Below are 13,416 nucleotides of genomic sequence, written 5' to 3' on the forward strand. Positions count from 1 at the left end.
CTCAGGGGTGTCCTTTCGTGTGGTCCAGCGTAGCGCGCACGGCCATCACCCGATCAGGATGTCCCGGTCGGCGGGATAGCGCACGAGTTCCTTGCCCTGCGGCCGACTGAACGCCACCGCGAAGGTCAGCGGTCCGATCCGGCCCAGGAACATCAGCAGGATCAGGATGACGTGCTGGTCCGGATTCAGTAGTGGCGTGGTGTTCATGCTCAGGCCCACCGTCCCGAAGGCGCTGACCGCCTCGAAGAACAGCTGGATGAACAGCACGTCCGGGCGGGTGTTCAGGAGCAGCAGCAGGATCAGCATGCCGTTCACCAGCCCGATGCTCAGCAGCCCCACTGTCATGGCGCGCAGCACGGTTTCGGTGTCGACGCGCCGCTTGAACAGCACGATGTCGCGCCGGCCACGCACCATGCTCCACGCCGAGGCCATCATCACGTAGAAGGTGCTGGTCTTGATGCCGCCCCCCGTGCCGCCCGGATTCGCGCCGATGAACATCAGCAGGATCGAGATGAAGATGACCGGCACCCCCATCGCGCCGTAGTCCAGCGTGTTGAACCCCGCCGTGCGCGTCGTGACGCTCTGGAAGAACGAGGCCAGCAGCTTGTCCCCGAAGACCAGCGGCCCCAGGGTCCTGGGGTTGCTCCACTCCAGGCCCAGGTACGCCAGCGTGCCGAACACCAGCAGGCCCGTCATCATGGTCAGCACCAGTTTGCTGTGCACCATCAGCCGGTGGCGGCGGCGGTGCAGGAGGTGCGCCACCACATTGAGCTGCACCAGAAAGCCCATGCCGCCCAGAATAATCAGCAGCGCCACGACCCCACTGACCAGCGGGTCGCGCGTGAAGCCCATCAGGTTGTCGCTGTACAGCGCGAAGCCCGCATTGTTGAACGCACTCACCGAATGGAAGACGGCATAGAAGGTGCCGCGCGCCCAGCCCTCGCGCGCCACGAAGTCCGGCAACATCAGCACGGCGCCCGCCAGTTCGATCACGAAGGTGTACAGGAAGATGTTGCGGATCAGCGGCAGCACGTCCCCGGCACTCAGGGCACTCACCTGCTGCGCCAGCCGGACGCGTTCCGAGTAGTTCACGCGCCGCCGCGACAGCAGTGCGAACGACGTGCCGAAGGTGATGATCCCCAGGCCGCCCAGCTGGATGAGCAGCATGATCACCACCTGCCCCAGCCGGCTGAAGTCGCGGGCGGGATCGAGGACGTTCAGGCCCGTCACGCACAGCGCGCTGGTGGAGGTGAACAGTGCCTGCAGGAAGGTCACGCCGCGCCGCGTGCCGTCCGCATTCACGCCGTGCATGACCGGCAACCACAGCAGCAGCCCCCCCAGCAGGATCGCCACCGCGAAGGACAGCGCGATGAGTTGTGGCGGACTGCGCCGCGCCAGCCAGCGCTTACGCGATCGACGTCCGCCGGGCGTCGGCTGGCTGGGCGGCGGAGCGGCGGGCGGGCGGGTCATAGGAACTCGCGGATTGTACGCCCGGTGGCGCCGACGCGGCTATACTCATCTGTCATGCCCAGAAGCGCCCGCCCAGACCGAACCCACGCCACCGGGCGCAAGACCAGCCGACCCAAAGTCGATTACCGCACCCGCCAGAAGGCCCACGAGTACGAACTCGACGCCCTGAGCGGCCTGGAACGCGTGGCCGAGACGGAACTCGCGGGCGTGCTCCTGGCCCGCGACGTGCGCGGCCCGCGCTTCTGGTACCCCGGCGACCCGGAACGCCTGACCCGCCTGAAATCGGTCGTGGCCGTGTACCGCATCCAGACCTGGGATGTGCCCCGCCCGCGTGGCCTGCTCGGCAACCAGCAGCTCGGGGAACTCACCGAGTACCTGCGCGAGGTCATCGCCGTGGGCGGGCACACGTCCTTCCGCCTGGGCGCCGCCGGCAAGGAATCCAGCGTCATGCAGCGCCTCGCCGAGGAACTCCAGGCCAGCCTGACCCTCCCGCACGACCCGGAAAATGGCGAACTCCTGATCCGCCTGCGTCCCGAACTGGACGGCCCCGGCTGGGACGTCCTGGCGCGCATCACCCCCAAACCGCTGTCCGCCCGCGCGTGGCGGGTGTGCAACATGCACGGCGGCCTGAACGCGACCATCGCCTACGCCGTGCACAAACTCGCCGGGCAGCGCGACGAGGACCGCATCTTCAATCCCATGAGCGGCAGCGGCACCCTCCTGATCGAACGCGCCCTGATGGGCCCCAGCGACGTCCTCGTCGGCGTGGACAGCGCCCAGGCCGCCGTGGACTGCGCCCAGCAGAACATCCAGGCGGCGAAGAAAGACATCGAGGTCGCGTGCATCGACGCCCTCCATACCGGCCTTCCCGCCCGCAGCTTCGACCTGATCGTGGGCGACCTCCCCTGGGGTGACGCGATCGGCAGCCACGTGGACAACGAGGTGCTGTACCCGGCGTTCCTGACCGAGATGCACCGTCTGACCAGCAAGCAGGGCCGCCTGGCCGTCATCACGCACGAGATCAAGCTGTTCGAGCGCGTCATGCAGGATCAGCAGAAGTGGCACGGCCAGGAACTGCTTCAGGTGTCCAGCGGCGGTCACCACCCGAAGGTGTACCTGCTGCACAAGCGATAGAGGATGGCGCGGGCACGTGTCGTGCGAGCGTTTTACTTGGAGTCCCGTAATGCCTGGGCTGTCGAGATCGACGACCTGGAAGGCATCGTTCGAGCTGGTCAGCAGGCGACGTTCACGGTGGCGGCCGACAATATAGGCCCCTACCTGATCCTAGGCGTTGAGTTCTCCGATCATCTGCCGGAACGCACCTCGACGGTGGCCCTGATGGTTCAGGCATCCCGCAAGCGCGGTCTGGATCGCTTCATCGGTGGCACCGTCGAGACCACCGATCCGCTCTAAGCTGCCGGCATGACCACATTTCGTTGGGGCATCCTGGGCGCGGCCCGGATCGCAAGTCGTCTCGTTCCTGCCATGCGCGAGGCGGGGGCGGAGGTCGTGGCCGTGGGCGTCCGGAACCCGTCATCCGAACACGCCCGCGCGTTCTCGGAGAAATGGGGCATTCCCATCGTGGGCGGGTATCAGGACGTTCTGAACAGTGCTGTGGACGGCGTGTACATCCCGCTGCCGAACGACCAGCACCAGCCGTGGACGCTGGCGGCGCTGCGGGCCGGGAAGCACGTGCTGACCGAGAAGCCCTACACCCTGAACGCCGCGCAGGCGCAGGAGGTCGTGACGGTGGCCGCGCAGACCGGAAAAACGGCGATGGAGGCCTTCGCGCCGCGCTTCCACCCGTACCTGCTCCGCGTGCGCGACCTGGTGCAGCGCGGCGACCTGGGCGAGGTGCGCGTGGTTCGCAGCGCCTTCGGCTTCGGCCTGGGCAGCCCCGACGATATCCGCTGGGATGCCACGAAGGGCGGCGGCGCGCTGTACGACGTGGGGACGTACTGTGTGAACGCCACGCGCCTGCTCCTCGGGGAACCGCAGGCCGTGACCGCGCAGGCGCTGTGGACGGCCGGCGGCGTGGACGCCTCGCTGAGCGGCACGCTGGAGTATGGGAGCGCACTGGTCACGTTCGACTGCGGGTTCAACTGGGGCATTCCGGACACGCAGCGCCTGACCGTGATCGGCACGCGCGGCACGCTGGACGTGACCTACGTGTCCAGTCCGGCCGCCGATATGCCGGTGATCCTGAAGATCACCACGTCGGGTGGCGTGCAGGAGGAACATATCGGAGCGTCGAACGCCTACGCGCAGATGCTCGCGCACTTCCAGAACGCAGCGCGCGGCGCGGACGTCCACCTGTACCCACCCGCCGACGCCGTGGCCCAGATGCGCGTGCTGGACGCCCTGTATGAATCGGCACGGACAGGGAAGCGGGTGGAGATCATGGAATCGGCCACGTGATCGTGCCCATCTGATCCGTTCGCCAGACCTTCACCCCAGCGGCGGCAAGGCGGTTCAGCACGTCCGGGTTGGGATGGCCGTAGGTGTTGTGGCTGCCGACGCTGATGATCGCGTCCTTCGGCGTGGTCTGGGCCAGGAACGCGGCGCCCGTGCTGAAGCGGCTGCCGTGGTGCGCGGTCTTCAGCACGTCCAGGTGCCCCATGCCGAGCTGGCCCTCGGCGGGATCGGGCAGGTCACCCAGGATGGCCGTGCTCCAGCTGTGCGACTGTAATTTCAGGACGACGGAGTTGTCGTTGTCGGCAGTCGACCACACGTTGCCAGGCGGCCACAGCACCGTCAGGGTGGTTCCGGCGGGCGTGATCTGGTCGCCGCGCCGCACCTCGCGCACGGGCACGTGGCGTTCCTGGGCGGCGCTGAGCACGGCGTCCAGTACCGGGTCGCCGACCTTGCGCTGCCCGATCCATAGCTCCCCGACTGGCACAGCGCGCAGGACACTGCTGAGGCCCTCGATATGGTCAGTGTCGGCGTGGGTGGCCACCAGAATGTCAATCGACCGGACGCCCAGCGCCCGCAGGGCTGGAACCACGGTTCGCCCCCCGACATCGAAATCGGAGCCGACGGAACCGCCCGCATCGACCAGCATGGTCAGTCCGGGCAGGCGGATCAGGGTGCTGTCGCCCTGGCCGACGTCGAGGTACGTGATGGTGCGCGGGGGATGCAGGCGGCCAGGCAGCAGGGTCAGCAGCGCGCAGGCCAGCACCGTTCCCAGGGCGGCGGGGGCACGCACCCGGCCCAGCAGCCACAGCACGCCAGCGAAGGCGCTCACGCCATAGGCGATCACGCCCGCCGTGGACACCTGTCCCCACGTGAGCACCGGGAACTGCCCGGCCGTCTGCGCGATCCACAGCAGGGCGTGGGCCAGCAGGCCATTGATGAGGTTGAGCGGCGCGGCCAGCGGCCCCAGCAGGCCTGCGAGGAATCCGGCGGGCACCAGCGCGGCCATGATTGGCGCGGCCAGCAGGTTGGCGGGCAGGCCCACCAGCGGCAGTTGCCCGAAGGCCCCGGCAATGACGGGCAGGGTCGCCAGTTCCGCAAGTACGGTGGCCGCCAGGGCCGAGCGGAGCCACAGCGGCCAGGTGTCCGGCAGGCGTTCCGCGGCGCGTCCGGCCAGCGTGAGGGCCAGCACCGCCAGGAACGACAGCTGGAAGCCGATGTCCAGCAACCACAGCGGGAACAGCAGCAGGCACACCAGCGCGGCCAGGGCGCTCAGGCCGTAGGGATCGACCCGGCCGCGCCCGACCGCCAGGGCGATCAGCACCACGCCGCCCATGATGACCGCGCGGGTGATGCTCGGCGACAGCCCGACCAGCGCCAGGTAGCCGATCAGCAGCGCGGCCGGAACGCCATACCGGAGGGCGGGGGGCCAGCCCAGGAACCCGAACAGCCAGATCAGCACGCCCGTGATCAGGGCCACGTTCTGACCCGACAGGGCCATCAGGTGGGCCAGCCCCGCGCGGTTGAAGCCGTCACGCACGGCGTACCCCTGGGCGAAGTCCTCGCGGCCGATGTCGCTGCGGTCGCCGAGTTCCACTGCCTGCATCAGCGCCGCCTCGCGTTCGCCTAACCCGGTTGTCAGGCCCCGGCGAAACCAGCTCCGGAAGCCGCCCTCTTGGCCGCTGCCCAGCACGCGGGCTCCCACCAGCACCGCCGTCGGGGTGGGCAGGAACACGCCGCCCTGCGCCCGCAGCCACGCGGCCTGATCGAAGCCGCCGGGCGTGCGCTGGTCGTCGGATGCGATCAGTCGCCCGCTGACCCGCACCTTCCCCGGCCTGGCCACGGGTTTCGGCGCGACGGCCAGCCGGGCACGCGGAGCTTGCAGGGTCAGGAACTGCCCGTCCCACTGGCCGTTTAGCGTGACTTGCGCGCCCAGCCACGGCTGCAGCGGATCGGGCCTGGACGTGACCAGATGCGCCGAGGCGTACCCGGCCAGCCCGCCGGCCAGCGCCAGAACCGCCAGGGTGGGCCGGGCGTCCCACATGGCCAGCGCCGCGCCCGCCGCGATCAGCAGCACGCCCCACCAGACACCCTGGTCAAGCAGGATGCCGCCCATCACGCCCAGCACGGCATAGACCGGCCACGCCACCCGGCCGGCGGTACCCTGGAGGCGGGTCATCAGTACGTGACCAGCGGCGAGAGTGTCTTCAATGTGGCCACCCCCACGCCCTTCACCCGATCCAGGTCGGCCAGCGAGCGGTAGGGGCGTCCGGCGATGATCTTCTGCGCGAGGCTCGGGCCGACCTTCGGCAGCGCTTCGAGCTGGGCCTCGCTGGCCGTATTCAGATTCACCCGCCCGGAGATCAGCGGGGTGATGCTGGCCGTGGTCGGGTACTCGGGCGGCTCGGTGGTCGTGGCCTCCGCCACGGGCGGCAGGGCGGTGCGTGTGACGGTCGGCACCGCCGGGTGGGACAGGAGGGCCGGGCCTAACGTGAGTCCGCCGACCAGCAGCACGCCGGCGGTCAGGGCCACCGTCCAGGAGCGTTCTGAACTGCTCATCCAGTCATTCTAGAAGTCCGTGCCGCCTTCCTGAGACGCACATGAGCACTCTATGGGGGGGATGTGCCGGCGCTTCATGTGCCCTGGGGGTTCGCCGCCTGCCCTGACAGGGGACTGTTATGCTGCGGGCATGGTTCCGGATGCCCATGACCCCATGCATGACCGCCTCACCTGGGCGTTGGTGGTGATTGCCGTCGGCGCGATCATAGGGATCGGTACGGCCGCCGCCCTGCTCGCCCGCAAAGGCCGCCCGCTCCCGGACGACCCGGACGCACCGCTGTTCATCTGAAGATCACGCTGGGCGCTGAAGGAAGACGCGCCTCAGCGGGCCGACCAGGGTCAGCAGGAACAGCGCGAAGTAATTGACCTGCGGAAATGCCACGGCCAGCAGCAGGGCAGCGGCATACAGCGTCGTCGTGGCCAGCGAGGTCGCCACCTGTCCCCACAGCAGGGGATTCTGCGGTTCCTGGATGGCCGTGTGGTGGTGGTGCACATGCCAGACCATCGCGCTCAGCAGCGCCGAACTGAGCGTCATGGTGCCGATGTACAGCGCGATCATCACCCGGTCCGTGGACAGGGCGTACATCAGCGCGGACGGCAGTTGCAGGAACACGATGGTGAACATCCACGCGAAGTTCAGACCCATCAACGCTGGGGAGTACGACCGCACGTGCTCGTACAGCCGGTGATGGATGTGCCAGAAGGTCGTGACCACCGCGAAACTCACGCAGAAGCCGATCAGTTGCCCGCCGAAATGATCGAGCCACCCGGCCGCCGTCAGGTGGTCGCGCGCGGCCTCCGGCACGCTTTCCAGCAGCGGCAGCACCAGCAGGGTCAGGGCGATGGCGACCACGGCGTCCGTGAAGAACTTCAGCCGCTCGGCGTTCTTGAATTCCGGGAGGGCGGTGTCCGGCATGGAGCGAGTGTACCGGTGCCACGTCCGGGATCAGGGCGTCGGTTCGTCGGTCACCTCGCCGTGCGCGTCCCTCAACTTCCGCCAGCGTTCCGCGATGCGCGCTTCCCAGCCCTCGCCGGTGGGGGCGTACAGGCCGAGCGCCGCGCCGTCCGGCAGGTAGTCCTGCGCGAAGGATCCCTCAGGGTCGTCGAAGTAGTACGCGTAGCCGGTGCCGTAGCCCTGCTGGCGCATGAGCTGGGTCGGGGCGTTGCGCAGGTGCAGTGGCACCGGCAGCATCTCGCTGTCCCGCACGGTATCCAGCGCGCGTTTCCAGGCCACGTACACGCTGTTGCTCTTGGGGGCCAGCGCCAGGTACACGACCGCCTGCGCCAGGGCCAGGTCGCCCTCGGGGCTGCCCAGGAACTCCACGGTGTCGCGCGCGGCGATGCACAGCCGCAGGGCCTGCGGGTCGGCCAGCCCGATGTCCTCGGCGGCCATGCGCACCACGCGCCGCGCCACGTACAGCGGGTCGGCGCCGCCCTCGACCATGCGGGCCAGCCAGTACAGGGCGCCGTCCACGTGGCTGCCGCGCACGCTCTTGTGCAGCGCGGAGATGAGGTTGTAGAAATCCTCGCCGTTCTTGTCCATGGCAGGCAGGTGCTTGCCGAAGGCCTCCGTGACGGCCTCGGGCGTGACGGGGTTGGCCAGCGTGCTGGCGACCTCCAGCGTGCTCAGGGCGCGGCGGGCGTCGCCCTCAGAGAGCCGCGCGAGGAGTTCCAGGGCGTCGTCCTGCGCGCTCACGCCGGGCAGGCCACGCTCGTCGCTGAGGGCCCGGTTCAACAGCTCACGGACTTCCTCGTGCGTCAGCGCCTGCAAGACCAGGGTGCGGGCGCGGCTTCTCAGGGCCGGATTCACCTCGAAGCTGGGATTCTCGGTGGTCGCGCCGATCAGGGTCAGCAGGCCGGATTCCACGTGCGGCAGCAGGGCGTCCTGCTGGGCCTTGTTGAAGCGGTGGATCTCGTCGAGAAACAGGATCGTCTTCTGGCCACGCGCCCGCAGGCGTTCGGCCTCGGCGGTCGCCTCGCGCACGTCCTTCACGCCCGCGCTCACGGCCGACAGGGGAATGAAGTGCGCGCCGACCTCGCCCGCCAGCAGCCGCGCCAGGGTCGTCTTGCCCACGCCCGGCGGGCCCCACAGGATCAAGCTGCCCAGCCGGCCGGAGTGCAGCACCCGCGTCAGGGGCTTGCCCGGCCCCAGCAGGTGCGACTGCCCCACGACCTCGGCCACCGTGCGTGGGCGCAGGCGTTCGGCCAGGGGAGCGGGCGGATCGAACAGGGTCACGTCCGGGAGTGTAGCGACGGCGGCGAGCGTCGGCCGCTCAACACGGCACAATGCCCCCATGGACTTCGAGACCTTCGACCATCAGGTGGCACTTGCGGACTTCCCGCCGGGCGTGCGGGTCACGGCACACCCGCAGGGCGCCGGGTGGACGCTGCGTGCCGCGAATGCCGACGGCACGTCCGGACTGGATCTTCTGCTCACGGACGGCGCGGCCGACATGTACGGCGAGGGTCCGGCCTTCAGCGCGGCGCTCGCGCGGCTGCGGCGGGCGGCGGTCGAGGGCCTGCCCGCCGTTCAGCCGGACGGGACGCTGCGGAGTCTGGTGTTCGTCCGGGACTGACCCCCGGCGTTCCGGCGACTATCCTGCCCGGATGACCCCTGCCGATCCGGCTGAAGCGTACGTCCGCCTCGCCCACGCCATTGACGCCCACGAGGAAGGCTTCATCGACGGGTACGGCGGCCCGGCCGCCTGGGCCGACCGGACGCTGGTGCCCCCCGCGGACCTGCGCGACCGGGCGCGCCGCCTGCTGGACGACCTCCAGGCCGTGGAACCGCCGGAACGCCGGGCCTTCCTCGACGTGCAGGTGCGGGCCATGCTGGTCACCATCGGGCGGCTGTGCGGCGATCCGCTGGCCTACCGGGACGAGGTGCGTGGGCTGTTCGATCTCGAACCTCGCGGCCTGACACAGCCGGAACTGGACGCCGCGCTGGCACTGGTGGAGGACCGTCTGCAGGGCACGGGGCCGCTGCCCGCGCGGTTGGACGCCCTGCGCGCCCGGGTGATCGTGCCACGCGACCGCGTTCTGGAGCTGGCCGAGCCGATCCTGGCCGAATTGCGTTCCCGCACGCGCGATCGCCTGGGCCTGCCCGACGGCGAGGCATTCACCATCGGACTGGTAACGGACCGGCCGTGGAGCGGGTACAACTGGCCGCTGGGGAACCTGCAGAGCCGCATCGACATCAACACGGATCTGCCCGTGCTGCTCACGAACCTGCCGGACCTGATGGCACACGAGGGTTACCCCGGCCACCACACCGAGCACGCCAGCAAGGAAGCGCGGCTGGCGCGGGAACTCGGCTGGCGCGAGCACAGCCTGCAACTGCTGAACACGCCCGAGTGCGCGGTCTCGGAAGGCCTTGCCATGAACGCTCTGCGTGCCGTGATGGACGCCGAGGAGGAACTGGAGTGGCTGGCGGGCGACCTGGCCGCCTACGCCGGCCTGAATCCGGACGACGTGCGCGCCTACGTCCAGGCCAGCCAGGCAATGGAGCCGCTGCGATCTGTGAATGCCAGCGCCGCGCTGCTGCTGCACGATGAACAGCGTCCGGCGGCCGAGGTGCTGGCGTTCCTGGAAACGTACGGCGTGCTCACGCCCGAGCGGGCCCGGCAGTCGCTGCGCTTCATCTCGACCCCCATGTTCCGGGCGTACACCTTCACGTACTCGGCCGGAAAGGAACTCGTGGGCGACTTCCTAAAGACGGGTGGCCCCGGCGCGTTCCGTCGGCTGCTGACCGAGCCGCTCACGCCGGGGCGGTTGCGGGCCGAGGCGCACCGGGCCTAGTCACGCACGACCGTCGGCCCGATCTAGTGGTGGCCGACGATGCGGTGCGGCACGTACGGCGCCTCCAGCGCGGCGATCTCGTCCGCGGTCAGGGTCAGGGTCAGCGCCCCGACGGCGTCGTCGAGATGCCGGCCACTCGTGGCCCCGATGATCGGCGCGGTCACCGGCGACTTCTGGAGCAGCCACGCCAGCGCGACCTGCGCGCGGAGCACTCCCCGGCTCTGCGCGATACGTGCCACCTCCGCGATCACCAGCGCGTCCGCGTCGGCTGTGGCGTCGTACTTGCTGCGCGCGATCTGGTCGGTCTCGGAGCGCAGGGTGGATTCGGAGGAACCCTCCCGTGTGAGTCGGCCGGAGGCCAGCGGGCTGTAGGGAATCATGCCGATGCCCTCGGCGCGGCACAGCGGCAGCATCTCCCGCTCCTCCTCGCGGTAGAGCAGGTTCAGGTGATCCTGCATGGACACGAAGCGTGTCCAGCCGCGCTGCTCGGCGACATGCAGGGCCCGCTGGAACTGCCACGCCCACATGGCGGACGCCCCGATGTAGCGGGCCTTTCCGGCCTTTACTACATCGTGCAGCGCCTCCATGGTCTCCTCGATGGGCGTGTCGTCGTCCCAGCGGTGGATCTGATACAGGTCGACGTAGTCGGTGCCCAGGCGCTTGAGGCTGTGGTCGATCTCGCTCAGGATGGCCTTGCGGGACAGGCCAGCGCCGTTTGAACCGTCGCGCATCCGGCCATGCACTTTCGTGGCGATCACGACCTCGTCGCGGTTCGCGAAGTCCTTCAGGGCGCGGCCCAGGATCTCCTCGCTGGCACCCAGTGAGTACACGTTGGCGGTATCGAAGAAGGTGATGCCCAGCTCCAGGGCCTTCTGAATGACCGGACGACTGTGCTCCTCGTCCAGCACCCACTTGTGAATCCAGCGGTTCGGATCACCAAACCCCATGCAGCCCAGACAGAGCCGCGAGACCTGCAGACCGGTGGTGCCCAGGCGAACGTACTCCATGCTGCCTCCTCGAACCCCGCGCGCCGCTGTGGCCCAGGGTTCCACTCTCGTCGGATCAGATCCGGCGAGTCTACGCCGGGTCGGCGCGGCATATCGCGTCGGCGTGCCGGACGGGCGGCGCTACACTCCGGGCGTATGCCACTGGACGTGGGCTCGCAGCTCGCCGGGCGTTATGACCTGCACGCCCTGCTGGGTGAGGGCGGCAGCGCCCGCGTGTTCCGCGCCCAGGACATCCTGATCGGCCGTGAGGTCGCCGTGAAGCTCCAGCACGCGCACGTGCCCGACAGTGACCGCGAACGTTTCCTGCGCGAAGTCCGCACCCTGGCCCGCCTGACGCACCCCGGCATCGTGCCGGTGCTCGACCTGGGCAGCGACCCGGATACAGGACGGCCCTTCTTCACCATGCCCCTCATGACGGGCGGCCCGGTCACGGCGCTGGGACCGCTGGAGGACGCGCCGCTGCCGCTGGCCCAGTACCTGACGGCGGCGGCCTTCTCGGCGCGGGCGCTGCACTTCATTCACGCGCAGGGCATCACGCACCGCGACCTGACGCCCGGCAACGTGCTGCTGGACGACGCGGGCCTGCCACGCATCATGGATTTCGGGCTGGTGGCCCTCACCGAGCATACCCGGCACCTGACGCGAAGTGGCGTCACGCTGGGCACGCCCACCTACATGGCCCCCGAACAGGCGCGCGGGGTGGGCGTCGGGCCGCGCAGCGACCTGTACGCGCTGGGCGCCGTGCTGTACCGCGTGGCCTGCGGCGTGCCGCCGTTCGTGGGCGACAGCGACCAGAGCGTCATGTACCAGCACGTCTACGAGCGCGTGCCCGACCCCCGCGACCTGAACCCGGCCGTGCCGGACGCCATCGCGCGCGTGCTGCTGGCCCTGCTCGCCAAACGCCCGGAAGATCGCCCGGAGAGCGGCGAGGCGCTGGCGCACCTGTGGGCGCTGGCCCGGCGGGATGTGTGGACGAACCACGCGCGCGGCCAGTACCGGGGCGGCCGCACCCGCACGGGCGAGCACCCGGACGGCCCGGCCCGCGTGGGCAGCCTGCGCGAGGTCTGGAGCGTGCCCCTGCCCGGCGAGGTCACCTGGCCAGCCGCCGTGGTCGGCGAGGGCGACCTGGTCGCGGTCGGCACGCGCGGCGGACAGCTGGTGCTCACACACGCGTCGGGACGGCCCTTCGCGACCTTCGCGGCCAAGGACGAGGTCACCGCGCCCGCCACCTTCCACGGCGGGCACATCCTGTTCGGCGCGTGGGACGGCACGCTCAGGCGCGTCGACCTGAACACGGGCGCGGAACTGTGGCGGCACCAGGCGCGCGCCGAGCTGACCGGCGCGCCTACCCTGTGGCGCGGGCGGGTGCTGGCCAGCAGCCGCGACGGGCACCTGCATGCCCTGGACGCCCTGACGGGCGAACTCGCGTGGGCGTACCGCACGGGCGGCCCGGTGGCCGCGAGCCCCCTGGTGTGGGGCAGCGCGGCCCTGCTGTGCGACGAGAACGGCTGGCTGCACGCCCTGGACGCCGAGGACGGCCGCCCACTGTGGCGTGTGGAGGTGGGTACGGTACACGGCACGCCCGCGCTGCTGCCCACCGGCAGTGGTGAGGCGACCCTGGTCGTCGCCACCTGGGAAGGCGAGGTGCACGCCCTGGCCCTGGGTGTGGATCGCGGGCGGGCGGTGCTGCGCGGGGCCGAACCGAATTTGTGGACGTACGACCTCGAGGACGAGGTGTGGGCGGCCCCGGCCCTCACGCGCGGAGACGGCCCGCACGGTCTGGCGATCCTGGCCGGCTGGGGCGGCACGGTGCGCGCCCTGCGCCTCTCGGACGGCGAGGACGTCTGGTCGCACACCCTGGAGGGCCGCGTGACGGCCAGTCCCGTGATCAGCGCCGGGCTGGTCTTCCTCGCCTCCGAGGCGGGGGAACTGGTCGCGCTGGACATCCGGACGGGCGCGCCCCGCTGGCTGCAGCGGGAACGTACGGGCGTTCAGGCCACCCCGCTCGCCGCCGACGGCACCCTGTACGTGGCGTTCATGAACGGCACCCTGCGCGCCTACCGCAGTCCCGCCCTCGATCCGCCCACCTGAGAGAGCCTCCCTGATCCATGGACGCTTCATCAGGGGGGTTTCAACCTCCACTTAACCGCGCGCCGTACACTTCGGACAT

General features: G+C 70.0%; 13 protein-coding genes. 7 read left to right on the top strand and 6 right to left on the bottom strand.

Annotated features, from left to right (window positions below; all coding sequences use genetic code 11):
* Positions 1-45: 45 nt before the first annotated feature.
* Positions 46-1,470, bottom strand: coding sequence for a TrkH family potassium uptake protein (locus tag E7T09_RS19740; protein WP_136390925.1), 1,425 nt, complete (start codon positions 1,468-1,470; stop codon positions 46-48).
* A 54-nt stretch (positions 1,471-1,524) separates the two neighbouring features.
* Between E7T09_RS19740 and E7T09_RS19745 the strand changes: the two genes are divergently transcribed.
* Genes E7T09_RS19745 through E7T09_RS19755 form a run of 3 tightly spaced genes read left to right on the top strand, consistent with a single transcriptional unit; the run spans position 1,525 to position 3,888 of the window.
* On the top strand, positions 1,525-2,604 hold the full coding sequence (locus tag E7T09_RS19745; protein WP_136390926.1) for a methyltransferase domain-containing protein: 1,080 nt from the start codon (positions 1,525-1,527) through the stop codon (positions 2,602-2,604).
* 36 nt (positions 2,605-2,640) lie between these two features.
* Entirely contained in the window at positions 2,641-2,883 is a 243-nt protein-coding gene (locus E7T09_RS19750; RefSeq protein ID WP_168734953.1) for a hypothetical protein, read from the top strand.
* 9 nt (positions 2,884-2,892) lie between these two features.
* Positions 2,893-3,888: a Gfo/Idh/MocA family protein gene (locus E7T09_RS19755; protein ID WP_136390928.1), complete on the top strand. Its 996-nt coding sequence runs from the start codon at positions 2,893-2,895 to the stop codon at positions 3,886-3,888.
* On the opposite strand, the gene E7T09_RS19760 is transcribed toward E7T09_RS19755, so the two are convergent.
* On the bottom strand, positions 3,869-6,061 hold the full coding sequence (locus E7T09_RS19760) for a DNA internalization-related competence protein ComEC/Rec2 (RefSeq protein ID WP_136390929.1): 2,193 nt from the start codon (positions 6,059-6,061) through the stop codon (positions 3,869-3,871). The two genes, E7T09_RS19755 and E7T09_RS19760, sit on opposite strands and share 20 nt — an antisense overlap.
* Positions 6,061-6,441 carry a ComEA family DNA-binding protein gene (locus E7T09_RS19765; RefSeq protein WP_136390930.1) on the bottom strand — a complete coding sequence of 127 codons (381 nt, stop codon included), beginning with the start codon at positions 6,439-6,441 and terminating at the stop codon, positions 6,061-6,063. The genes E7T09_RS19760 and E7T09_RS19765 overlap by 1 nt, the downstream gene beginning before the upstream one ends.
* A 130-nt stretch (positions 6,442-6,571) precedes the next feature.
* Between E7T09_RS19765 and E7T09_RS22025 the strand changes: the two genes are divergently transcribed.
* Positions 6,572-6,730: a hypothetical protein gene (locus E7T09_RS22025; protein ID WP_168734948.1), complete on the top strand. Its 159-nt coding sequence runs from the start codon at positions 6,572-6,574 to the stop codon at positions 6,728-6,730.
* Positions 6,731-6,733: 3 nt separating this feature from the next.
* Here the strand turns inward: E7T09_RS22025 and E7T09_RS19770 are convergent, their stop codons facing one another.
* Both E7T09_RS19770 and E7T09_RS19775 read right to left on the bottom strand, forming a co-directional pair.
* Positions 6,734-7,357: a TMEM175 family protein gene (locus E7T09_RS19770; RefSeq protein WP_136390931.1), complete on the bottom strand. Its 624-nt coding sequence runs from the start codon at positions 7,355-7,357 to the stop codon at positions 6,734-6,736.
* A gap of 30 nt (positions 7,358-7,387) precedes the next feature.
* A complete protein-coding gene (locus E7T09_RS19775; RefSeq protein ID WP_136390932.1) occupies positions 7,388-8,677 on the bottom strand; it encodes a replication-associated recombination protein A in 1,290 nt (429 codons plus the stop codon).
* A 58-nt stretch (positions 8,678-8,735) separates the two neighbouring features.
* Here E7T09_RS19775 and E7T09_RS19780 point away from each other — a divergent pair, with 58 nt between their 5' ends.
* On the top strand, positions 8,736-9,017 hold the full coding sequence (locus E7T09_RS19780) for a hypothetical protein (protein ID WP_136390933.1): 282 nt from the start codon (positions 8,736-8,738) through the stop codon (positions 9,015-9,017).
* Between the two features lie 31 nt (positions 9,018-9,048).
* Complete coding sequence (locus E7T09_RS19785) at positions 9,049-10,239, top strand: hypothetical protein (protein ID WP_136390934.1); 1,191 nt, start codon at positions 9,049-9,051, stop codon at positions 10,237-10,239.
* A gap of 23 nt (positions 10,240-10,262) precedes the next feature.
* Here the strand turns inward: E7T09_RS19785 and E7T09_RS19790 are convergent, their stop codons facing one another.
* Entirely contained in the window at positions 10,263-11,246 is a 984-nt protein-coding gene (locus tag E7T09_RS19790) for an aldo/keto reductase (RefSeq protein WP_136390935.1), read from the bottom strand.
* A 135-nt stretch (positions 11,247-11,381) separates the two neighbouring features.
* Here E7T09_RS19790 and E7T09_RS19795 point away from each other — a divergent pair, with 135 nt between their 5' ends.
* The gene (locus E7T09_RS19795; protein WP_136390936.1) at positions 11,382-13,337 is read left to right on the top strand and encodes a serine/threonine-protein kinase; all 1,956 of its coding nucleotides are present in this window, start codon (positions 11,382-11,384) and stop codon (positions 13,335-13,337) included.
* Positions 13,338-13,416: the final 79 nt, after the last annotated feature.

This window comes from Deinococcus sp. KSM4-11 (genome assembly GCF_004801415.1).
In the GTDB taxonomy this organism is placed as follows: domain Bacteria; phylum Deinococcota; class Deinococci; order Deinococcales; family Deinococcaceae; genus Deinococcus.

Excerpts from the sequence above, each read along its gene's own strand:
- E7T09_RS19740 (WP_136390925.1), bottom strand. The coding sequence starts at position 1,470 with ATGACCCGCCCGCCCGCCGCTCCGCCGCCCAGCCAGCCGACGCCCGGC.
- E7T09_RS19745 (WP_136390926.1), top strand. The coding sequence starts at position 1,525 with ATGCCCAGAAGCGCCCGCCCAGACCGAACCCACGCCACCGGGCGCAAG.
- E7T09_RS19755 (WP_136390928.1), top strand. The coding sequence starts at position 2,893 with ATGACCACATTTCGTTGGGGCATCCTGGGCGCGGCCCGGATCGCAAGT.
- E7T09_RS19760 (WP_136390929.1), bottom strand. The coding sequence starts at position 6,061 with ATGACCCGCCTCCAGGGTACCGCCGGCCGGGTGGCGTGGCCGGTCTAT.
- E7T09_RS19765 (WP_136390930.1), bottom strand. The coding sequence starts at position 6,441 with ATGAGCAGTTCAGAACGCTCCTGGACGGTGGCCCTGACCGCCGGCGTG.
- E7T09_RS22025 (WP_168734948.1), top strand. The coding sequence starts at position 6,572 with ATGGTTCCGGATGCCCATGACCCCATGCATGACCGCCTCACCTGGGCG.
- E7T09_RS19770 (WP_136390931.1), bottom strand. The coding sequence starts at position 7,357 with ATGCCGGACACCGCCCTCCCGGAATTCAAGAACGCCGAGCGGCTGAAG.
- E7T09_RS19780 (WP_136390933.1), top strand. The coding sequence starts at position 8,736 with ATGGACTTCGAGACCTTCGACCATCAGGTGGCACTTGCGGACTTCCCG.
- E7T09_RS19785 (WP_136390934.1), top strand. The coding sequence starts at position 9,049 with ATGACCCCTGCCGATCCGGCTGAAGCGTACGTCCGCCTCGCCCACGCC.
- E7T09_RS19790 (WP_136390935.1), bottom strand. The coding sequence starts at position 11,246 with ATGGAGTACGTTCGCCTGGGCACCACCGGTCTGCAGGTCTCGCGGCTC.
- E7T09_RS19795 (WP_136390936.1), top strand. The coding sequence starts at position 11,382 with ATGCCACTGGACGTGGGCTCGCAGCTCGCCGGGCGTTATGACCTGCAC.